We start from the raw sequence: 20,167 nt of genomic DNA, 5'->3' as shown, positions 1-20,167 counted from the left end.
GGCTGTCACAGCGCGGCGCCGGCGATGCAATTCACAGCGAATTCATCTGACCGCAAGTTGCCGAAACAAAAGGGAAATATCGATGGTCTAGCTTTCAGGCTCCTCAGTGAAAGGTGAACCATCTTGTCCCGCACGGCCCGTACAACCCGCAAGACCATCGATGTCATCGCCTCCCACAACGAGGACGCCGCCCTGGCCGTGATGCGCGCCGCCGAACGCATGAGCGACGAGTTGCTCAAACAGCAACTGTTCAACGTCATCCACCGCCTGAACCAGGACGCTGCCGAGCTGCGCCTGCTGCGTGAAAGCCTGCCGCTCGAAGAGCCAAAGCGGGCCTAAAGAGTCGCGTCGGATTAGTGCGCAGCCGCGCGGCTTTGCTAGCCACGCATCCAGCCAAGACAACCCTCGAAAAGCAAAAAGCCCCGAGAACTTCGCTCTCGGGGCTCTTCAGGGTCTGGCGGTGAAGGTAGGATTCGAACCCTGTTTTGCCGTGCCAATTCGTTGAAAACTTGCTCATTCTGACTGGGGCTTTGCAGGCATTTACCGTCTCGATCTACGGTCTTTTCCGGGGCTTCGCTTGTTCGCTGCGGCTCGGTTTATTGCCATCCGGCACAGTAGTTTCGACACCACATCCCAGTTTCGCCGTCAGAGCTTTAGCTCAATTTTGTCCGCACTAATATCTATTGCATTAAGGAAAGCTTCAGGCTCATCTCCGCAAGCAACGAAGCAAAATCTCTCTTTGTACTCTGGGGCCACCAAGGCCTTTGCCTCATTCACTGCCTTTACGGCATCAGACTGCGGCTTCTCCATCGCAAGCAATATTAAGTCAACAACACCCTTTCGCAGCTCACTTAGCCCGTTCGTTAAACCTAATTTAACCACATGCTCATCAGCATCATCTCTAAAAGTCAATGCTCCAATTTTCAAATTATCCTTTCTGAAAATTGCGTCAAATAACTCTTCGCCAGAGGCTGTAACAGTTCCATGCGCTGGAGCTTTATGTATCTTAAAATCGTCTTTATTTGCCAAGCACAACATTACTCTATCGTGAAAGTCCTGATAGCGTTTTTGCTCTTTCTTCTTCTCCTCAAGACGCTCTTTCTCTCTCTCACGCTCTCTCTCTCGAATTTTTGTGCGACTTTCAGTTGCCGCATTAATCCCTTCTGCATGCAATGATTTAAGAATTGAATCCTTGATCTCTCGCTCTAGATCTTCCCTTGCCTTCTCACCTTTCCCAGAGCCTTTAGCTGCTATTTCTGCAATCGTGTGAGACAAATCACCGACTCGACCAGAAATAATGTCTTCAATTCGTTTCTCTGTGACGCCAGTTGAGGACTCGATTCTCTGCAGAGCCTCAGTTGTCTTGGCAAACACCTCATTCTGCAGCCTAATGCTTTCATCGCTACGTTGAATGATGGCCTGCTCCGAAAAACGCCCTAAACCAATAGCCGCAATAGCGAGCACAATCGATGCACCCGAAAGGACAACGGAAAGAGCAAAGCCAATTAGTTCTGTAGTAGTAAAAGTGGTAGGCGGCTTAGCGTTACCCCCAACTAGCAAAAGAGCGACAATTACGCCAACAGCAAAGACAGCAACAATCAAACCTAGCTGACCGTAAGATATAACCCACACTTTTTTTCGAATCACTCATATCCGACGCACTTCCCTTGATTTTTGTTAGAAGAATAAACCAGAGACTAAAAATGCACCTTTTCAATTGAGTAATTTGCATTTAAGCTCAGCCTTGTGTCTTCCGCACTTCGCTTTTTCCGTTGGATTATTGCTGTATTCCTCCTGCCAGAATCGGCACTCGTGTGACTGTAATCGCTTCTCGAGCTGCTGATTTTCGAATGCTTGCTGGCGGAGCTCAGCACTCCTCTCGTTTTCAGCTCTGCCACGCTGAAACTCTCTCGGGAGCTGCTCAAGCTGATAGTTCATCCAAGCATTTGCTGCCAGAACCGGGGTGCCATCAGTGATAAAGGTGCCCAGCACGATTGCCAGGGTGGTGATGCCAAGCCATTCGGAGGAGCTCCGTTCCTTGTGCCTTGGCCGAATGTAAACGCCCTCGTCATCCACTCGCATGCTTCAGTCCTTTTCGCCGCTCGTCCTTCGGGAATACCAGCGCCTAGCTACTTCCTTGGTAATCGCTATCCCGCGGTCTGATTGGGCAAGTTTGAGTTGGCTTCGTCGTAGTCAGGGCTTGTTTGGCCGCACTCGGGATGCACCTCGCCACTAGACGAGGGCTGCAACCTCTTGAGTGCTGATCTCTTAGAGCATTAATTTGCAGAGGCTGGCAAAGCAACCATCGATGTGGTCCACCGCGCCAGGCTCGCCCACTCATGGAAGGTTGCTTTTTAAATCAAACAATCCACCAGCGTCATGGGTAATCTTTGCAACCCGGTCAATTGGTATCTCGATTATCTTGTTCACCTCCTCGTCATACAGCATCAAAGAGGCGCTACTTCTAAGAATCAAATATTTAACACCAATCAATCTCTCGCCGGCATCTTCTTTCAACTCAACCACGATCGGAATACCGCCACCATAGCCAATATGCCTAAGTATCTGCGCATGATAATTAGGATTAAACAGAACAAACATCCAAAATACAACATTAACAAGACTTGCAAGCGCAGCAAGCCACCACAGCAACGCAGGCCTACCAGCAACAATAAAGGTCAGTCCAAGCGCCACTGAGAAGGTTATACTTATTATATTAGCCACATAGTGATTAAGATTTTCGTCGAGAGCAGCCGCTACTGCACCAAGCGCAAGATAGCGCATAAGAACGAACAAAAGGGCAGCTGAGCCAATTGCCCCCAAGGCAAGCATTTTCCATGTGTATCCTCTCAGCCTCTCAAGAGTCGGCTGAGCCAATATATTCCGAGCCCTATCTAAGACGGTCTTATTTCCTCTAGTAGCGAGAAGCCGCAGAACCCTTTCATTTAATGAAAAATTTGAAATCAGGAGTTTAAATATTAATGTCGTAACTAGGAATATTAACCCCCCACTCACCAGAAGAAACAAGCTGCCTAGAGTGACCGTCGCCTTGAGATACGGCACACCTTCAGCGGGAGGGCGAACACCATTACTTAGACTATAAAAATATGTTGCATACTCACTTAAGAAACTAACTAAGCCAGTCCCGCCTAAGCCACCGACAAACCCCGTCAAGATTAGTTTGGCTGGGAATGACCAGCTGCTTATGTTTCTTAATCTTCTAAGAGCAGAAGTAATTAAGTCCTTCAATGGACTTGCGTAACTTATAGCCGAATCAGCGATCGCCACTTTTTCCGTTCCTTCGAGAATGCCAGCGTATAGCTACTTCTTGGGTAATCGCTATCCCGCGTTTTGATTGGGCAAGTTTGAATGGGCCTGATCGTAATCCGGGCTGAACTGGCCTTTGTCGGGCATGACTTCCCCGGCCATGAGCCACCAGCGGTACTGGGGATATCTCTTCCCTAGCACCTCTACCTCCTCTGCCCCGATCCGGGCCTTGCCTCTTTTGATGCTCTGCCAGCGGACGTAGTCCTTGCTGTTCACCTCAGCCAGCTCCTTGAGGCTGGTTTGGTTCAGCAGCTGGTGGGCCCGCTCGGCCATTCCTTCCGACATTAAAAAATCCGATATGGAGCACTGCCATAAATCCACGCCCATGGACAATGTCAATATGTACCTATTCCATAGAAATGCATCCCCTTAATGCAACGAATAGTGACGGAACGAGCATGGAACTGGAAGAGCTGGAGCCTGCCAAGCTGGCGGGGCCTCAATAGGATGTAGAGACCATATAGAAGTGGGCACCGCCGAGCCTGGGTGTATCGCGGCGTTCTGCCGTCGGGGAAGCTGGGGAAGCCGCGCATGGTGAATAACACCCTCATCCACTTGCATCGGATCATTTGCAGGATGCATTGGCCCTCAATCCGCTTTCGACACTTTCAAAACCGAAAAGCAAAAAGCCCCGAGAACTTTCGCTCTCGGGGCTCTTTAGGGTCTGGCGGTGAAGGTGGGATTCGAACCCACGATACGGTTTCCCGTATACACACTTTCCAGGCGTGCTCCTTCAACCGCTCGGACACTTCACCGGATCTCGGCGAACCAGTCTGGTCCGTCGAGGCGCGCTAATGTAGCCGAACGTCCTTTCGAATGCAAAATTTTTTTCAGGCGATTCATGTGCTTATGCGGAGCTGCCGGCTTCGCCGTCGCCGGCCTCGAAGTAATGGCCTGCATAGATAAGGAAGCCAAGGGAGATGAACAGGCTGAACAGGAACAGCTGCAACACGCCGGCCGGGCTGTGACTGGCGGGGCTGATGGCGAACAGGGTCAGTCCTATCAACAGCAACAGCGGGCCGAGGCGCAGGACAATGTGGGGCAGACGCATGGCGAGCACTCCTCAGGTTCGCGGCTAACCTAAGTCACTGCTCGGTATAGCAGCCAATTGAGCCTGCCGATGGCGCCGATAGCCCGGCAGCGACGAGCGGATGACCCTCCGGTCAGCCAAAGCGCTTTACCCCTGGCCTCGCGCTGGGTAACGTCAGCGCCACTTTCCGCAACCTGGACTAGGACTTCCGCCATGAGCGACCTGATCAGCTACCAACTCGAAGACGGCATCGCCACCCTGACCCTCAACAACGGCAAGGTGAACGCCATCTCTCCGGACGTGATCACCGCCTTCAACGCCGCCCTGGATCAGGCCGTGCAGGATCGCGCCGTAGTGATCATCACCGGCCAGCCGGGCATCCTCTCCGGTGGTTACGACCTCAAGGTGATGACTTCCGGCCCGCAGAACGCCGTGGCTCTGGTTACCGCCGGCTCCACCCTGGCCCGCCGCATGCTCAGCCACCCCTTCCCGATCATCGTCGCCTGCCCTGGTCACGCCATCGCCAAGGGCGCCTTCATCCTGCTGTCGGCCGACTACCGCATCGGCGTGGAAGGTCCGTTCAACATCGGCCTGAACGAAGTGCAGATCGGCATGACCATGCACCACGCAGGCATCGAACTGGCCCGTGACCGCCTGCGCAAGGCCGCCTTCAGCCGTTCGGTGATCAATGGCGAGATCTTCAACCCGCAGGACGCCATGGATGCCGGCTTCCTCGACAAGGTGGTGCCGGCCGAGCAACTGATGGCCACCGCCGTTGCCGCCGCCCAGCAGCTGAAGAAGATCAACATGACCGCGCACAAGAACACCAAGCTGAAAGTGCGCAAGGCCTTCCTGGAGACCCTGGATAAGGCCATCGAGCTGGATCAGCAGCACCTGGGCTGATACTCACGCGGCCACGAGAAGCCCGGCCCTGTGCCGGGCTTCTGCTTTCTGGGGAAAAGTCGGCAATACCGTGGAAACGCCCGGTAATAACCTCTGATCGGCGTCAATTGCCGAAAGAAGTGCACACCCGTACACTGCGCGCCTTTTTGTCTGCCTGAAGGCTTACCGATGCTTTTCCTCGCGCGCATGTTGTTGATGGGGTTGCACTTCATCATTGCCGGAACCCTCGGCTTGGTACTGGGCCTGTGCCGCCCGTTCAATCCGGACAACAGCCGCCTGTGTGCGCGCCTGTATTCCCTGCCCGCCCTATGCATGCTGCGCCTGCGCGTGAAGACCGAGGTTAGCAGTCTGTTCGGCCAGGACCGGCCCTGTGTGATCGTCGCCAACCACCAATCCAACTACGACCTCTACGTGCTCGGCCGCGTGGTGCCGCCGCGCACCGTGAGCATCGGCAAGAAGAGCCTGAAGTGGGTGCCGTTCTTCGGCCAACTGTACTGGCTGGCCGGCAACGTGCTGATCGACCGTGGCAACGGCCGCAAGGCCAAGCAGTCCATGCTGCAGACCACCGAGACCCTGCAGAACCGCGACACCTCCATCTGGGTGTTCCCGGAAGGCACGCGCAACCTGGGCAAGGGCCTGCTGCCGTTCAAGAAGGGCGCGTTCCAGATGGCCATCGCCGCCGGCGTGCCGATCATCCCGGTGTGCGTCAGCAGCTACGCCGGGCGCCTCAAGCTGAACAACTGGAGCAGCGGCAAGGTGCTGATCAACTCGCTGCCGGCCATTCCCACCCTGGGCCTGACCCTGGATGACCTGCCGCAACTGATGGAGCGCTGCCAGCAGCTGATGCGCGAGTGCATCGAGCAGCTCGACCAGCAACTGGCCAGGGCCTGACCGCCCGCCGCCCATGGGTTAAGCTGCGGCATCGCCACGCAGAGGACAGTCCATGGGTCAGGTCGTTGCCGCCGTCGCTTATCACAAAGGCAGGAAAGTCGCCGATATCGCCCTGAACGAGGGGCGCCAATGGGCCACCAAGCCCGACCATTTCGTGTGGATCGGCCTGCGCGACCCCGACAGCGAGCTGCATACCCTGCAGGAGCAGTTCAACCTGCACGAGCTGGCGATGGAAGACGCCATCGCCCAGCATACCCGCCCCAAGCTGGAAACCTTCGGCGACGCCCTGTTCATGGTGCTCTACTCGCCGATCCGCAACGGCGATCGTCTGGAGTTCGTCGAGACCCAGCTGTTCGCCGGCAAGGGCTACGTGATCAGCGCCCGCTATGGCGACTCCGCCCCCTACTCCACCGTGCGCCAGCGCTGCGAGGCGCGCCCGCTGCTGCTGGAGCATGGCGAGGACTTCGTGCTGTATGCCCTGCTGAGCTTCGTGATCGAGAACTACCGGCCCCTGCTGGACTGCGTCCACACCGAGCTGGAAGACATCGAGCAGACGGTGCTGAGCCGCCCATTGGCCCAAAGCGATGTGGAACGCATCCACAGCCTGCGCCGCGACCTGCTGCGCCTGCGTCGCCAGGTGGCGCCGCTATCGGAGATCTGCCAGGAACTGCAGCAGCTCGACTTCCCGTTCATCGACAAGCACATGCGTCCGTACTTCCGCGACATCGCGATTCACGTCAATCGCCTGCTGGAAGACCTCACCGGGCTGCGCGAGATGGCCGACCACGCCATCGAGATCGGTCTGCTGCTGGAGTCCTCGCGGCAGAGCCTGACCCAGCGCAAGTTCGCCGCCTGGGCGGCGATCCTGGCGTTCCCCACGGCGGTGGCCGGCGTCTACGGGATGAACTTCGAGAACATGCCGGAGCTGACCTGGCACTACGGCTACTTCGGTGTGCTCGGCGTCATCGGCGTGGGCTGCGTGGCACTGTTCGCCAATTTCAAGCGGATGGGCTGGCTCTAGCGGTCGGCGCGGCCGGCGCGACGCCTGCGCTTATCCTCGTACATGCGCTCGTCGGCCAGCGCCAGCAGGCTGTCCAGCGAGGCCTCGGCGCACTCCTCCAGCTCGGCGCAACCGAGGCTGGCGGATAAAGCGAAGGGCCGCGCGGCGCTGTCGTTGAAAGTATCGATGGCCTGCTGCAGACGCTGCTGCAGGCATTTGCCGGCATTGCCCAGCGCCACCACGCAGAACTCGTCGCCGCCCATGCGCGCCGCCACATCGGCCTCGCGCAGCGTGCGCCGGAGAATCTCGGCGGCCTGACGGATCATCGCGTCACCGGCCTCATGGCCGAGGCGGTCGTTGATCTGCTTGAGCCCATCCAGGTCCATGAACATCACCGTGCAGCCACCGCCGTAGCGGGCTGCGTGCAGCAGCGTCTGCTCGGCCAGCAGGTAGAAGCCGCGGCGGTTGCACAGGCCGGTGAGCTCGTCGGTCATCGACAGGCTGTGGATGCGGTCGTAGGCCTCCTGCAGCTCGCGGGTACGCTCCTCGACGCGCTGTTCGAGGCTGCGGTAGAGCTGCACGTTCTCGATGGCGATGGAGGTGGAGTCGGCCAGGGCCTGCAGCAGCTGCACCTCCTCGGCGCAGGGATGGTGGTGCTCGGCCCAGTAGTTGCCGATGGCGCCGATCGGCTCGCGGGTGCGGATCGGCACCATCACCAGGCTCTTCACGAAGGTCGGCCGGTAGGCGTCGTGGGGGATGCGCGGGTCGACGTAGATATCCGGGATCACCGCCTGCTGGCGGTTGAGCATGGCCCAACCGCTGATACAGGTCTCAAGAGGAAAACGCTTGCCCTTCCACAGCGGGCCGACGGCGTCTTCGTCGGCGTAGTGGCAGAACGGGCCGTCACGCAGCACGAAGGTCGCGCCGTCGCAACCGGTGAGGCGGCGCGCGGCGTGGCGGACGATCTCCTGCACGGTGGCCAGATCGCGCGCCAGCGACAGTTCCTGAACCACATGCAGCAGGTGCTGCATGCCCTGCTGGTAACGCTCGCTGCTCCACGGCCGCGCCGTGACGTGCAGCACCGGGGGCTCGCTGCTGATTTCGCTGCACATGGTCCTGTCCGCCGTGGCATGTCCGCCGCACGATGAAGAACGCGGCCGCACGCGGCAATCGGTAAAGTCGGGTAGTTGAATCGCTGAAAGGCGCGCGACCGGGCGAATGCCGGCGCGCGCAATCAGAAGGGCTTAAGCGCTCTTGCCCTGGGCGACGAAGCGCATCATCCACTCGGCCACAGTGGCGCCCTGGTGGTCGTGCACCAGGCTCTCCACGGCCTTGCTGTAGACCGGCTCGCCGATGCACTTCTGGCGGATGTCGAGCAGCGTGCGCGAGTAGTCGTGGATGAATTCCGGGTGACCCTGGAAGCACAGCACCTGGTCCTCGATGCAGTACGCGGCCACCGGACAGAACTCGCTGGAAGCCAGCAGAGTGGCCTTCTCCGGCAGCGCGGTGACCTGGTCCTGGTGGCTGATCAGCAGGGTGAACTGCTCCAGCGCCGGGCTCATCCACTGGGCCTGCTGCTTGATCTCGTAGTGATGGATGCCCACGCCCCAGCCCTGGGTGGCGCGCTCGGCGCGCCCGCCCAGCAGCAGCGCCAGCAACTGGTGGCCGAAGCAGATGCCGAGCAGCTTGTCACCGGCCTCGTAGCGCTTGAGCAGGTAAGTCTTGAGCGTCTGGATCCACGGGTCGCTGCCGAAGGAATCCGCCTTGCTGCCGGTCACCAGATAGGCGTCGTAGCGCTCCTCGTCGGCCGGATACTCGCCCTGCACCACGTTGAACACCTCGAAGCTGGCCTCCAGCGGCTGCTGGGCGAACAGGCGCTCGAACATGCGGCCGTAGCCCTGGTATTGGTCGATCAGTTCGGGGCGGAGTACATCGGTTTCCAGAATGCAGATGCGCAGTGACATGGAGCGGATTACCTGAGACAGCCGAGGGATTGGGAGGGAGACGTTTAGCGTGCATCGAAGCGTCACCGAAACGCAACAGCGACGCGGCCCGCAGAGCCATTCAGGCGATGTCCGGCAACCATCACCAGCATCGATACCTACCATGCTCAGCCTTCACTTCTGTCGATGGAGCGGCTCGGCAACTATGCAGCCACCGGGTCGATACCCATCCCAGCCAGAGGAGCAACACCATGAGCAGCTTCGCCGCCATCGCCAGCCTGATCGCCGCCTCCGCCTTCCACAGCGTGCCGGCCACTCCCCAACAACCGCAACAGGCCCGTGCCCGCCAGTAAGCCACTGGCGGCAACCACCCTCGGAGGATCAGCCATGTCCATCACCGAAGCCTTCGGCAACACCGCTACCTATGGCGTGACCTACGTCAGCCTGAGCGACTCCGGCCTGCACTTCGAATCCGAAGCGGCCGTGCACATGGAAGACGGCAGCCTGCTGACCCTGCGCATGCCTACCCGGCAGAGCGAGAAGATGGCGATTCACAGCGTCGTGTGCATGCAGAACGGCTGGTGCCTGGTCGCCTGAGACCAGGCCACTAGCGGCTCAGCCGAACAGCCAGGTCGTCGCCCAGGTGACGGGCGAGAATGCGCCGCCAGCTGCCGTCGCCATGCATGGCCACGAAAGCCTGCTGCATTTGCGCACCAAGTTCCTCGGCATCTTCCAGCACCGGGCTGCCGGCAATGAAGCTGTGCGCCGAGCCCACCGAGCGGCCGGCCTGTAGCTGGTCGGAGGCGTAGCCCAGACGCCGCCAGAGGTAATGCACGCGCAGATCGATCTCGTACCAGGCCAGCACCCGGCCGCCCTGCAGCATGCGCGCCGCCTGTTCCGGGTCCGTCACCTCCACCACTTTCTGCCCTTCGCGCTTCAGCGCCAGCGCCTCCAGCGCCCGGGGCGTACCGCCCATCACCACAACCGGGCCAGCAGCCAGTGCCTCGCCCAGGCTATCGAAGCGGCGCTTGGGGCTGGCCAGCACGTAGGAAGTGGAGACCACGTCGAGCAGCCAAACGAAGCCCTTCTCGCGTTCGGCCGTGCGGCCCAGGTTGAGCACGATGCCGTGGGGATCATGAGCCACAGCGACCTGCACGCGCTTCCACGGCACGCTGTGGTAGTGACACTCGCGGCGCAGGCGCTTGCACAGCTCGTCCATCAGGTCGCCGAACAGACCACGGTTATCCGGCTTGTCATCGGCGAACGGCATCTGCCCCTGGCCGATATAGACATTCAGGGGCTCGGCCGCGCTGGCACGCCCCATGGCCAGCAGCAGCGTTGCCGCCAGCAGCATCGATACGATTGTCGAATTGGTCGTCACGCGCCTCTGCACTCCCCGATAGCGCTACGGGAAGACTGCCAGAAAGGCTTCAGAAAGCAAAACCGGCCACGAGAGGCCGGTTCTGTTTGCAGCGGGTCGAGATCAGAAGCCTTCGCCCTTGGCCGCTTTCTCCAGCAGCAGGGCCGGCGGCAGGAAGCGCTCGCCGTACTGCTCGGCCAGGTACTGGGCGCGGGCGACAAAGTCCTTCACCCCGTACTGGTTGATGAACTGCAGCGCACCGCCGGTCCAGGCGGCGAAGCCGATGCCGAAGATCGAGCCGATATTGGCGTCCGCGACGGACTTCAACACGCCTTCCTCTACGCAACGCACGGTCTCGATGGCCTGGATAAACAGGATGCGATCACGCACGTCCTCCTGGGAGATTTGCGCATCGGCCTTCTCGAAGCGGGCCTTGAGCTCCGGCCACAGGCGCTTCTTGCCGCCCTCCGGGTAATCGTAGAAGCCGCCGCCAGCGGCCTTGCCCGGACGCTTGTACTCCTTGAGCATCAGCTCGATCACGTTGAACGCCGGGTGCTGCGGTATCTGCTTGCCCTCGGCGGCCAGGTCGGCGACGGTCTGCTGGCGGATGTGCTCCATCAGGCTCATCGACACTTCGTCGCTGATCGCCAGCGGGCCCACCGGCATGCCGGCCTTGCGCGCCTCGTTCTCGATCATCGCCGCGCTCACGCCTTCGCCGAGCATGGCGATGCCTTCGTTGGTGAAGGTGCCGAACACGCGCGAGGTGAAGAAGCCGCGGCTGTCCTCAACCACGATCGGGGTCTTCTTGATCTGCAGCACGTAGTCGAAGCCACGGGCCAGGGTCTCGTCGCTGGTCTTCTCGCCGCGGATGATCTCCACCAGCGGCATCTTGTCCACCGGGCTGAAGAAGTGCAGGCCGATAAATTTGTCCGGACGCTGAACTGCAGTCGCCAGGCCGGTGATCGGCAGCGTCGAGGTGTTGGACGCGACCACGGCATCCGGCAGCGCGGCGGCCTCGGCGGCGGCGTTGACCTTGGCCTTGAGGTTACGGTCTTCGAACACCGCCTCGATGATCAGGTCGCAACCTTCGAGGTCGGCGTCGCTGGCGGTCGGCTTGATGCGGGCGAGGAAGGCGTCGCGCTTCTCAGCGGTCATGTGGCCTTTGCTGACTTTCTTGTCGAGCAGCTTGGCTGAGTAGGCCTTGCCCTTCTCCGCCGCCTCGATGGACACGTCCTTGAGCACGACCTCGATGCCGGCGGCCGCCGACACATAGGCGATGCCGGCGCCCATCATGCCGGCGCCGAGCACGCCGACCTTCTTGGTCACGTACTGCGGGATGCCCTGCGGGCGCGAGCTGCCGGCGTTGATCTCGTTCAACTGGAACCAGAAGGTGCCGATCATGTTCTTCGCCACCTGGCCGGTGGTCAGCTCGGTGAAGTAGCGCGCCTCGATGATCTGCGCGGTGTCGAAGTCGACCTGCGCGCCCTCGACGGCGGCGCACATGATCTTCTCCGGCGCCGGGAAGCAGCCCTTGGTCTTGTCACGCAACACGCTCGGGGCGATGGCCAGCATCTGCGCAACGGCCGGGGTGCTCGGGGTACCGCCGGGGATCTTGTAGCCCTTCACGTCCCACGGTTGCGCGGCAGTCGGGTTGGCGGCGATCCAGGCGCGGGCCTTGGCCAGCATCTCTTCGACAGTTGCAGCAGTGTCATGGATCAGGCCAGCTTTCAACGCGGCGTCCGGGCGTACCTTCTTGCCTTCGGCCAGGTACGGCAGCGCTTTCTCCAGGCCGAGGATGCGCACCATGCGCACCACACCGCCACCGCCCGGCAGCAGGCCGAGGGTCACTTCCGGCAGGCCCAGCTGCACGCTGGAATTGTCCAGGGCGATGCGGTGGTGGCAGGCCAGGCAGATTTCCCAGCCACCGCCCAGCGCGGCGCCGTTGATCGCAGCGACTACCGGCTTGCCCAGGGTCTCCAGGCGGCGCAGCTGGCCCTTGATGTTGAGGATCATGTCGTAGAACGGCTTGGCATCGGCCTTGGTGACCTTGATCAGCTCGTTGAGGTCGCCACCGGCGAAGAAGGTCTTCTTCGCCGAGGTGACGATCACGCCGGCGATGGAGTCCTTCTCGGCTTCCAGGCGCGCAACGGTCTGGCCCATGGCCTCGCGGTACACCGCGTTCATGGTGTTGGCGCTCTGGCCGGGCATGTCGATGGTCAGGACGACGATATTGTCCTGGCCCTTTTCGTAACGGATGGCGTCAGTCATTTCTTCTTTCCTCGAATCCGGAGGGCCGCGTAGGGTGGAAAACCCGTGAAACGGTTTTCCACCGGGGGCGACTTCTGGTGGATGAGCTTTGCGTCATCCACCCTACAAAGCTCAAATGCGTTCGATGATGGTGGCGATGCCCATGCCGCCGCCCACGCAGAGGGTGGCCAGGCCGTAACGCAGCTCGCGCTTCTCCAGCTCGTCGAGCAGGGTGCCGAGGATGGCGCAGCCGGTGGCGCCCAGCGGGTGGCCCATGGCGATGGAGCCGCCATTGACGTTGACCTTGTCCTCACTCACGCCCATGTCCTTCATGAACTTCATCACGACGGAGGCAAACGCCTCATTGACCTCGAACAGGTCGATGTCTTCCACCGAGAGCCCAGCCTTGGCCAGGGCCTTGCGGGTAGCCGGCGCGGGGCCGGTCAGCATGATGGTCGGATCGGTACTGGTCACCGCGGTGGCGACAATGCGCGCACGCGGCTTGAGACCCAGCTCTTTGCCCTTGGCCGGGCTGCCGATCAGCATCAGCGCCGCGCCGTCGACGATGCCCGAGCTGTTGCCCGGCGTGTGTACGTGTTCGATGCGCTCGACGTGGCTGTACACGCGCAGCGCGGTGGAGTCGAAGCCCATCTGGCCCATCATCTCGAAGCTCGGTTTGAGCTTGCCCAGGCCTTCGAGCGTGCTGTCACCGCGGATAAATTCGTCGTGGTCGAGGATGACGATGCCGTTCTGGTCGGTCACCGGAATCAGCGATTTGCTGAACGAGCCATCGGCGCTGGCGCGCGCGGCCTTCTGCTGCGAGCGCAGGGCGAAGGCGTCCACGTCGCTGCGGCTGAAGCCTTCCAGGGTGGCGATCAGGTCGGCGCCGATGCCCTGCGGCACGAAGCTGGTGTGGATGTTGGTTTCCGGGTCCATCACCCAGGCGCCGCCGTCGGAGCCCATCGGCACACGCGACATGGACTCCACGCCGCCGACCACCACCAGGTCCTCGAAGCCGGAACGCACCTTCATCGCGCCCATGTTCACCGCTTCCAGGCCCGAGGCGCAGAAACGGTTGAGCTGCACGCCGGAGACACTGACGTCCCAGTCCGCCACCATCGGCACGGTCTTGGCGATGTCGGCGCCCTGGTCGCCCACCGGGGTCACGCAGCCGAGCACGATATCGTCGACCTGGCGGGTATCCAGGCTGTTGCGCTCCTGCAGCGCACGCAGCAGGCCGGCCACCAGATTGACTGGCTTGACGCTGTGCAGCGCGCCGTCCTTCTTGCCCTTGCCGCGCGGCGTGCGCACGGCGTCGAAAATATATGCTTCGGTCATGACGTCCTCGGTACATGGCAGCGGCGGATGCCGGGTCGCCTTACCTTAAATCCCTGCCCCGTGGACTCAATGACCGATTCGCTCAGGCCCATTGACCGTTGGGCCCAGACGAGCGGTCCATTTTCGCCACTGCGTTTCGCTGCAGGCCGCGGCGTGTCTGGCTCAAGGTGCGGAGCCTGATGGAAAGCCGCGAGTCAATAACTACGCGATTCTGCCGATGCCTTTGTAGAAGCGAAGTTGTCTAAGCTGAAAGTGACGGCGCCCCTAGGATTAACCGTGCAAGGTGCCGCCGCCGGGTTTTGCCGGGGCGGCTTTTTTGTCCGAGCCACGGTTATTTCTGGCCCCGTCCTGCGACGCAACTGCAGGCCAATGGCCGAAATACCAACAAGAACAAAGGCAGTAGCATCATGTTCAAACAAGCCAAGTACCGGCAGGCGAGCCTCATCGTCCTTGCCACCACCGTCATCCTGATCCTGCCCAACGTGACTCGTCTGGTCGGCTGATCATTCTTCCCCCCGCCGTGGCCCGATGCCGTAGCGCTCGGGCCGCGGAACAACCCTCTCCCGCAATCCACCCTTCCTTCTCTCTGCCGCAGGCGCCGCTGTGCTAGCGTGGAATTCCGTCCATGCCCGAGACCATCGCCATGCGTACCCTGCTGCTCAGCCTTTGCCTGTGCCTGCCGCTCGCCGCGCAGGCCGGCGAGATCGACGAACCCGCCGCCCTGAAAGCCCTGCAACGCAGCGATGCCGTGCTGATCGACGTGCGAACCGGAGAAGAATTCGCCAGCGGAGCCCTGCCCGGCGCCCACCTGATCCCCCACGAACAGATCGCCCAGCGCATCGCCGCCGTGGCACCGGACAAGAACGCTCCCATCGTCCTCTACTGCCGCAGCGGCCGCCGCTCCGGCATTGCCCAGGACAACCTGCAGGCACTGGGCTACACCCAGGTGATCAACGCCGGCGGCTACGAACAACTGCAACCCGCACTCAAGGACTGATATGCGCAACCCGCTCAAACACCTCGCCCACCTGCCCCTGTTCGCCGCCCTGCTGGCCCCAACCGCCTGGGGCGCCGAGCTCAAGCTGGAGCTTTCCGGCGGCAGCCGCAGCTGGAGCACCGAACAGCTGCTGAACCACCCGCAGGCGCAGAAGATCGAGATACCGGCCGACGTGGCCTACAAGCGCGACATGACCTACCGCGCCGTGCCGCTGGCCACCCTGCTGGCTGGCGTGCAGCCCGGCGACCACCTGCAAGCCGTGGCCCTGGACGGCTTCGCCGCCGAACTCCCCGCCGCCCCGTTACTCAGCACCCAGGGCGCCCGCGCCTGGCTGGCAGTGGAAGACCCGGAGCAGCCCTGGCCGGCACTGGCCGCCGGCAAGCCCAGCGCCGGGCCGTTCTATCTGGTGTGGCAGAACCCGGAAGCCGCGCAGATCGGTCCGGAGCAATGGCCGTTCCAGGTCTCCCACATCCGCCTGCTCAGCCCAGTCGCCCAACGCTTCCCCGCCCTGCTCCCCGCGGCCGACGCCAGCGCCGAGGTGCAGGCGGGTTTTGCGGTATTCCAGAAGAACTGCCTGGCCTGCCACCGCCTGAACGGCGCGGGGGATTCGCACTTCGGGCCGGACCTGAATATTCCGCATAACCCGACCGAGTATTTCGCGGGGGACTTTTTGCGGCAGTACATTCGTGATCCGCAGAGCCTGAGAAAGTGGCCGCAGGGGCGGATGCCGGGGTTTAGTGAGGGGGTTTTGAGTGATAGGGAGCTGGGGCAGTTGATTGGGTATTTGGGGCATATGGCTGGTCGGAAAGGCAGCCACAAGTAGCATTCCGCAGCACGAGAAGTACAGCCTCCGCTGCCACCGCTAAGTTCGTTAAAAACCGAAAGGCCTTGCTCCCGGAACGCCAGCAAAGGGATTGAAATGCCAACCGTGTTGAACAAGCTAACCAGCGTCACCTTGCTAGTTGTAGCCGCGACGCTTGCGACCATCGCACTACTAGCGGGGTCAGTAGCTCTGCTGGCCTATCTCGATACAACCGTACCGAATACAGCGTTCTTCAGACTATGTCCCAGCGACTCACAAAACGATTGCGTAGCTTTTACCTGGGTGCACCTGACAGCCCTATTCTGCTCCAGCTTATTTTCTGCGGGTTTCCTGGCTGCCTGGGGAGTCAGAAGATGGAAGAGAAAACTGAAGGCTGGCAATTGCAGGGCTGCAAATGAATAGCGCACTTGAACTAGAAAGCTTCATCAACTTTTTTGAGGTAGAGCCCACAAGAACTCATGAAGCAGGCTGGTTGTATGGAGCGCATTTCGAAGCGCAAATAGGCTCTGACACAGTGCTAGCCACAGTAGCGCCAGATGAAGCAGAGTTCTTTATCGAGTGGCGCCAGGATGAGCGCACCTTACTTAAGCTCAAACTCGTCATGGTCACCGAGTGGATCTTTCAAACCCGTAATGGCAGAGAGCAGCTTTTCCTTCGAACAGCCACGGACCGCGAAGGCATTTGTGTCATCACCCTCAGGCCGGAAGTGGCTATCAATCTGGAGCTTCAATGGTGAGTAAGGGGGCAGTTGTGCGCTACGCCTCAGGAGAACATGTTGAACTGGGGGACTGCGTCATGCTGGAGCGTGGCCGTACGAATGGGGTGGTACAGGCCATCATTGAAACCTCAGAGCAGATGGCCGAATGGGCAGTAGATGAGCCAGGACTCATACTAGCGTCTGAGCCGTTCGGCCTGGTGTTCCGGCCCGAGTCAGAGCCCTACGACCCGGTAATCTTCGTTTCGCGGCGAACAAACTGAATTTTCTTCTTTTCGCAGCAGTACGAAGCACTCGGCTCAACTGAACCTTAGCTTTTCGCCGTTACGGCGAGTCACTTTCTCTTGTTTGCCCAAGAGAAAGTAACCAAAGAGAAGGGCACCCGAACATCCGGGTTTCGCTACGCGAAACTTCCCTCCCTCCGGTGCCGCTCCGGGGGGCCGGCTTACAAGGGCCATCCATGGCCCTTTAAGCCTCTCGCCGCATCCATGCGGCTTGTCCCCCTGCGCAACACCTCCACTCGGCCTCCTGACGGGGACTCGGACTCCGGGTTGCTTGGTAGCTCTTCGAACGTTTCGCAAACTCTGTAGGAGCGAGCTCTGCTCGCGAATCTGGCCCGTAAAAGCTTCGTGAGCAGAGCTCGCTCCTACAATCTAGGCCCTCTTGTTACGGGGAAGGCAGGACTGTCAGGCAGCGCTAAACGCCCCTTCAGGAGGGTGAGCGGAATCGTTGCGTAGAGGGGTGAGATGGATGCGGCGAAAGGCTTAAAGGGCCAGGGACGGCCCTTGTAAGCCGACCCTCGGAGCGGCGATGGAGCGAACGAACCCGGAGCGAAGCGCAGGGCCGGATGGCGGGGCAAGCGTTTTTGGTTACTTTTTCCGCGTCTGGAAAAAGTGACCCGCCCAGCAGGGCGGAACCAATGCTTCAATCAACCCAAAAAATGGCCATGCCCCGATATGTCATGGCCCGACAGCCCTCCACAGACCTTTAGCCTGAAATACTTCAAGCCAACGATGTCCAAAGCATCTACAAAGCCGAGCTAAACCATGAATCGCCGTAAGAAAATCAACCAACTGCTCAAGGCCCACGCCAAAAAGGCCAGCGCCAAGCTCGCCCCCAAGAGCAAGAACAAGTACATAAGCAAAGCCGATCGACTGAAGCTCGCTGCCGAGACTGCTCCGGAGTCCGCGACTCCCGAGAGCTAAGCCCGCCAAGAGTTGGAGACCCGCCCATGCACGTTCATGGAAGCTGCCACTGCGGTGGCGTTAAGTACCAAGCCCTGGTCGACCCCGAGCGCACCACCATCTGCCACTGCACCGACTGCCAAAAGCTCACGGGCTCGGCCTACCGCGTCTCGGTACCGGCGGTGGACGGCTCGTTTCAGCTGGTCAGCGGAGAGCCGTCCATCTACGTGAAGATCGGCGATGCCGGATCGAGGCGCGCCCAGGCGTTCTGCCCCAAGTGCGGCTCGCCCCTGTACACCTACGACGCCGACCAGCCCAGGATCTACGGCCTGCGCGTCGGCTGCCTCGACGAGCGCCGAGCATTGGTCCCACGCCAGCAGAAATGGTGTCGCTCGGCACTGCCCTGGACGGAAAGCCTGACGGCCATGACCAGGCGCGAAGCCGAGTGATGGACCCGGCATAGCCGGGCTCTTCAGCAACCAGAAGACAGCGGATCAGCCAGCGGTGGACAACGCTTCGCGGTTGTCCACCCTACTTCGCTGCCTCGGCACCGGAGGCAATGGCCAACGCACAGAAGCGCTCCATCTCCGCCGCCCACGCCACCATCCGCTCCGGCTCCAACTGCACCAGCATCGCATAGCGCCGCCCACCCCAGACGGCCAGATGCAGCGCCTCCAGCGTCGCCACCGACGGCTGCACCGGCAGGTCGGCCGCGACCTGCATCACCCGCTGCCAGGCGCCGAGCAGATCCTCATAGGCACGGCGCTGGTGCTTGCGCTCCGCCACCTGGGATTCCAGCTCCAGCATGTCCGGGTGGAACCAGGGCAAGCCGCCATCCAGCCCGGCCAACAGCTGCACCAGGCGGCCGAGACGCTCGCGCCAGCTCAGCCCTGCCGGCTGCACCGCCTGCGACTCGATGCGCGCCAGCAATGCCTCGATGCAGTGCCGCACATAACCCGAGTGCAGTGCGTGCTTGCTGGGGAAATAGTCGTACAGCGTGCCCACCGCCACGCCGGCCTCCAGGGCGATGGCGCGGGTGGTCAGGCGCTGCCAGCCATCGCGCTGCCAAATCCGAACATAGGTGTCGAAAATCGCCTGCACGGTGACCTTGGCCCGCGCCTGGGTCGGGCGCTTGAGTGGCTTGGCGCGCTGTTGCTGGGCGGGTGGCTTACTGGTCATGGAATCCGAACCCGAGGCTGAGGGGCACAGGCTACAGTCATTTCCCCGTCGATTCACGAGCCCAAGGTGCCCAGATGACCGTGATCAGCCAACTGCAGAACAGCAAGGCCGACCTGCAACAGACCCGCATCCACACCCGCGAGCTGCCGGCGCTCAAGGAGGGCGAGGCCCTGCTGCGCATCAGCCGGCTGGCGCTGACCACCAACAACATCACCTACGCGGCCTTCGGCGAGACTCCGCACCTGCGCTACTGGGACTTCTACCCAACCGGCGACAGCGAGTGGTTCCACATGCCGGCCTGGGGCTTTGCCGAGGTGGTCGAGTCCACCGTCGAGGGGCTGGCCAAGGGCGAGCGCTTCTATGGCTTCTGGCCGATCGCCAGCCATGTGGTGATGCAGCCGGTGCGCGTCAGCGAACGCGGCTTCTACGACGGCGCTGCCCACCGCCTGGAACTGACCTCCGCGTACAACCAGTACCAGCGCACCAGCACCGACGCCGCCTATCGCGCCGCCGACGAGAACTACCAGATGCTGCTGCGTCCGCTGTTCATCACCTCTTTCATGCTGGCGGACTTCCTCGAGGACAATGACTTCTTCGGCGCGCGCCAGGTGGTGATCTCCAGCGCATCGAGCAAGACCGCCTACGGCACCGCCTTCTGCCTGCAGGACAACCCGCGCGTGGCTCTGGTCGGCCTGACCTCGGCGGGCAACACCGGGTTCGTCGAACGGCTCGGCTGCTACCAGAGTGCGCTGGACTACAGCCAGCTGGAGAGCCTGGACCCGAGCCGGCCGACCCTATACGTGGACTTCTCCGGCAACCGTGAGCTGCGTGCGCGCATCCACCGGCATTTCGAGGGCACCCTGGTGCACGACTGCTACGCCGGCTCGGCGCAGAGCCACGAGCATATCGGCACTGCTGAAACGCAGCTGCCCGGCCCGCAACCGCAGCCCTACTTCGCGCCCTACCAGATCAAGAAACGCAATGCCGACTGGGGCGCGGCCGAGGTCACCCGCAAGTTCAACGAGGCTCAGCTGGCCTTTATCCGTCGCGTGGGCGACGCGCAGAAGCCGTGGATGCGGGTGGACCAGCATGTCGGCCTGCAAGCCGCGCAGCAGCTGGCCGAGGCGCTGATCGCCGGCGATATCGACCCGCTGGCAGGCAATGCGGTGGTGCTGGACTAGGCAGCGCGCAGCGACTCCTCGGACGGGGCGCGAAGTCGAGCGGAGCTGG

General features: G+C 61.3%; 23 protein-coding genes, 1 tRNA gene and 1 pseudogene. 13 read left to right on the top strand and 12 right to left on the bottom strand.

What is annotated here, in order from left to right:
• The first annotated feature begins 123 nt into the window (after positions 1 to 123).
• A complete protein-coding gene (locus tag IB232_RS20265) occupies positions 124 to 339 on the top strand; it encodes a hypothetical protein (protein ID WP_192400373.1) in 216 nt (71 codons plus the stop codon).
• A 306-nt stretch (positions 340 to 645) separates the two neighbouring features.
• On the opposite strand, the gene IB232_RS20260 is transcribed toward IB232_RS20265, so the two are convergent.
• The 4 genes from IB232_RS20260 to IB232_RS20245 all read right to left on the bottom strand — a co-directional run bounded on the left by IB232_RS20260 (position 646) and on the right by IB232_RS20245 (position 3,666).
• Positions 646 to 1,647, bottom strand: coding sequence for a hypothetical protein (locus IB232_RS20260; RefSeq protein ID WP_192400372.1), 1,002 nt, complete (start codon positions 1,645 to 1,647; stop codon positions 646 to 648).
• 66 nt (positions 1,648 to 1,713) lie between these two features.
• Positions 1,714 to 2,082 carry a hypothetical protein gene (locus IB232_RS20255; protein ID WP_192400371.1) on the bottom strand — a complete coding sequence of 123 codons (369 nt, stop codon included), beginning with the start codon at positions 2,080 to 2,082 and terminating at the stop codon, positions 1,714 to 1,716.
• 255 nt (positions 2,083 to 2,337) lie between these two features.
• Positions 2,338 to 3,288 carry a hypothetical protein gene (locus IB232_RS20250; protein WP_192400370.1) on the bottom strand — a complete coding sequence of 317 codons (951 nt, stop codon included), beginning with the start codon at positions 3,286 to 3,288 and terminating at the stop codon, positions 2,338 to 2,340.
• Positions 3,289 to 3,339: 51 nt separating this feature from the next.
• Positions 3,340 to 3,666 carry a DNA-binding protein gene (locus tag IB232_RS20245; protein ID WP_225592450.1) on the bottom strand — a complete coding sequence of 109 codons (327 nt, stop codon included), beginning with the start codon at positions 3,664 to 3,666 and terminating at the stop codon, positions 3,340 to 3,342.
• 59 nt (positions 3,667 to 3,725) lie between these two features.
• Between IB232_RS20245 and IB232_RS23620 the strand changes: the two are divergent.
• Positions 3,726 to 3,879, top strand: a pseudogene (locus IB232_RS23620) (DNA-binding protein); the annotation flags it as partial.
• Between the two features lie 113 nt (positions 3,880 to 3,992).
• Here the strand turns inward: IB232_RS23620 and IB232_RS20240 are convergent.
• Positions 3,993 to 4,082 (bottom strand) — tRNA-Ser (locus tag IB232_RS20240).
• A gap of 92 nt (positions 4,083 to 4,174) precedes the next feature.
• A complete protein-coding gene (locus IB232_RS20235) occupies positions 4,175 to 4,378 on the bottom strand; it encodes a hypothetical protein (RefSeq protein ID WP_192400369.1) in 204 nt (67 codons plus the stop codon).
• 192 nt (positions 4,379 to 4,570) lie between these two features.
• On the opposite strand from IB232_RS20235, the gene IB232_RS20230 reads away from it, so the two are divergent.
• The 3 genes from IB232_RS20230 (at position 4,571) to IB232_RS20220 (ending at position 7,172) form a co-directional block, all read left to right on the top strand.
• Positions 4,571 to 5,260, top strand: a complete 690-nt coding sequence (locus tag IB232_RS20230) for a crotonase/enoyl-CoA hydratase family protein (protein ID WP_192400368.1) — start codon at positions 4,571 to 4,573, stop codon at positions 5,258 to 5,260.
• A gap of 168 nt (positions 5,261 to 5,428) precedes the next feature.
• Positions 5,429 to 6,151, top strand: coding sequence for a 1-acylglycerol-3-phosphate O-acyltransferase (locus IB232_RS20225; protein WP_192400367.1), 723 nt, complete (start codon positions 5,429 to 5,431; stop codon positions 6,149 to 6,151).
• Between the two features lie 52 nt (positions 6,152 to 6,203).
• Positions 6,204 to 7,172, top strand: coding sequence for a magnesium and cobalt transport protein CorA (locus tag IB232_RS20220; protein ID WP_192400366.1), 969 nt, complete (start codon positions 6,204 to 6,206; stop codon positions 7,170 to 7,172).
• On the opposite strand, the gene IB232_RS20215 is transcribed toward IB232_RS20220, so the two are convergent.
• Positions 7,169 to 8,263, bottom strand: coding sequence for a sensor domain-containing diguanylate cyclase (locus IB232_RS20215; protein ID WP_192400365.1), 1,095 nt, complete (start codon positions 8,261 to 8,263; stop codon positions 7,169 to 7,171). The two genes, IB232_RS20220 and IB232_RS20215, sit on opposite strands and share 4 nt — an antisense overlap.
• Positions 8,264 to 8,395: 132 nt before the next feature.
• Positions 8,396 to 9,115: an amidotransferase gene (locus tag IB232_RS20210; protein ID WP_192400364.1), complete on the bottom strand. Its 720-nt coding sequence runs from the start codon at positions 9,113 to 9,115 to the stop codon at positions 8,396 to 8,398.
• 230 nt (positions 9,116 to 9,345) lie between these two features.
• Between IB232_RS20210 and IB232_RS23780 the strand changes: the two genes are divergently transcribed.
• Both IB232_RS23780 and ptrC read left to right on the top strand, forming a co-directional pair.
• Positions 9,346 to 9,447, top strand: coding sequence for a PA2485 family small membrane protein (locus tag IB232_RS23780; RefSeq protein ID WP_279866341.1), 102 nt, complete (start codon positions 9,346 to 9,348; stop codon positions 9,445 to 9,447).
• Between the two features lie 34 nt (positions 9,448 to 9,481).
• Positions 9,482 to 9,691 carry a type III secretion system co-regulatory protein PtrC gene (ptrC, locus tag IB232_RS20205; protein WP_137971905.1) on the top strand — a complete coding sequence of 70 codons (210 nt, stop codon included), beginning with the start codon at positions 9,482 to 9,484 and terminating at the stop codon, positions 9,689 to 9,691.
• A gap of 10 nt (positions 9,692 to 9,701) precedes the next feature.
• Here ptrC and IB232_RS20200 read toward each other — a convergent pair whose 3' ends face one another.
• From IB232_RS20200 to IB232_RS20190, 3 genes are all read right to left on the bottom strand, one after another.
• Positions 9,702 to 10,475: a substrate-binding periplasmic protein gene (locus IB232_RS20200; protein WP_192400363.1), complete on the bottom strand. Its 774-nt coding sequence runs from the start codon at positions 10,473 to 10,475 to the stop codon at positions 9,702 to 9,704.
• A gap of 102 nt (positions 10,476 to 10,577) precedes the next feature.
• Positions 10,578 to 12,722, bottom strand: coding sequence for a 3-hydroxyacyl-CoA dehydrogenase NAD-binding domain-containing protein (locus IB232_RS20195; RefSeq protein ID WP_192400362.1), 2,145 nt, complete (start codon positions 12,720 to 12,722; stop codon positions 10,578 to 10,580).
• Positions 12,723 to 12,833: 111 nt separating this feature from the next.
• The gene (locus IB232_RS20190) at positions 12,834 to 14,039 is read right to left on the bottom strand and encodes an acetyl-CoA C-acetyltransferase (RefSeq protein ID WP_192400361.1); all 1,206 of its coding nucleotides are present in this window, start codon (positions 14,037 to 14,039) and stop codon (positions 12,834 to 12,836) included.
• Positions 14,040 to 14,682: 643 nt separating this feature from the next.
• On the opposite strand from IB232_RS20190, the gene IB232_RS20185 reads away from it, so the two are divergent.
• The 5 genes from IB232_RS20185 to IB232_RS20165 all read left to right on the top strand — a co-directional run bounded on the left by IB232_RS20185 (position 14,683) and on the right by IB232_RS20165 (position 18,207).
• Positions 14,683 to 15,036 carry a rhodanese-like domain-containing protein gene (locus IB232_RS20185; RefSeq protein ID WP_192400549.1) on the top strand — a complete coding sequence of 118 codons (354 nt, stop codon included), beginning with the start codon at positions 14,683 to 14,685 and terminating at the stop codon, positions 15,034 to 15,036.
• Between the two features lies 1 nt (position 15,037).
• Positions 15,038 to 15,859, top strand: a complete 822-nt coding sequence (locus tag IB232_RS20180; RefSeq protein ID WP_192400360.1) for a c-type cytochrome — start codon at positions 15,038 to 15,040, stop codon at positions 15,857 to 15,859.
• A gap of 394 nt (positions 15,860 to 16,253) precedes the next feature.
• Positions 16,254 to 16,595 carry a hypothetical protein gene (locus IB232_RS20175; RefSeq protein ID WP_192400359.1) on the top strand — a complete coding sequence of 114 codons (342 nt, stop codon included), beginning with the start codon at positions 16,254 to 16,256 and terminating at the stop codon, positions 16,593 to 16,595.
• Positions 16,596 to 17,620: 1,025 nt separating this feature from the next.
• Positions 17,621 to 17,779 (top strand): DUF2986 domain-containing protein, encoded by a 159-nt coding sequence (locus IB232_RS20170; RefSeq protein WP_192400358.1) that lies wholly within the window; start codon positions 17,621 to 17,623, stop codon positions 17,777 to 17,779.
• Between the two features lie 26 nt (positions 17,780 to 17,805).
• Positions 17,806 to 18,207, top strand: coding sequence for a GFA family protein (locus IB232_RS20165; protein WP_192400357.1), 402 nt, complete (start codon positions 17,806 to 17,808; stop codon positions 18,205 to 18,207).
• An 82-nt stretch (positions 18,208 to 18,289) separates the two neighbouring features.
• Here IB232_RS20165 and IB232_RS20160 read toward each other — a convergent pair whose 3' ends face one another.
• Positions 18,290 to 18,937 (bottom strand): TetR/AcrR family transcriptional regulator, encoded by a 648-nt coding sequence (locus IB232_RS20160; RefSeq protein ID WP_192400356.1) that lies wholly within the window; start codon positions 18,935 to 18,937, stop codon positions 18,290 to 18,292.
• A 74-nt stretch (positions 18,938 to 19,011) separates the two neighbouring features.
• Between IB232_RS20160 and IB232_RS20155 the strand changes: the two genes are divergently transcribed.
• Positions 19,012 to 20,118 (top strand): DUF2855 family protein, encoded by a 1,107-nt coding sequence (locus IB232_RS20155; protein ID WP_192400355.1) that lies wholly within the window; start codon positions 19,012 to 19,014, stop codon positions 20,116 to 20,118.
• Positions 20,119 to 20,167: the final 49 nt, after the last annotated feature.

This window comes from Pseudomonas sp. PDM15 (assembly GCF_014851565.1).
In the GTDB taxonomy this organism is placed as follows: domain Bacteria; phylum Pseudomonadota; class Gammaproteobacteria; order Pseudomonadales; family Pseudomonadaceae; genus Aquipseudomonas.
The sequence above is the reverse complement of the archived record's forward strand: the minus strand, read 5'-3'. Positions and strand labels throughout refer to the sequence as shown.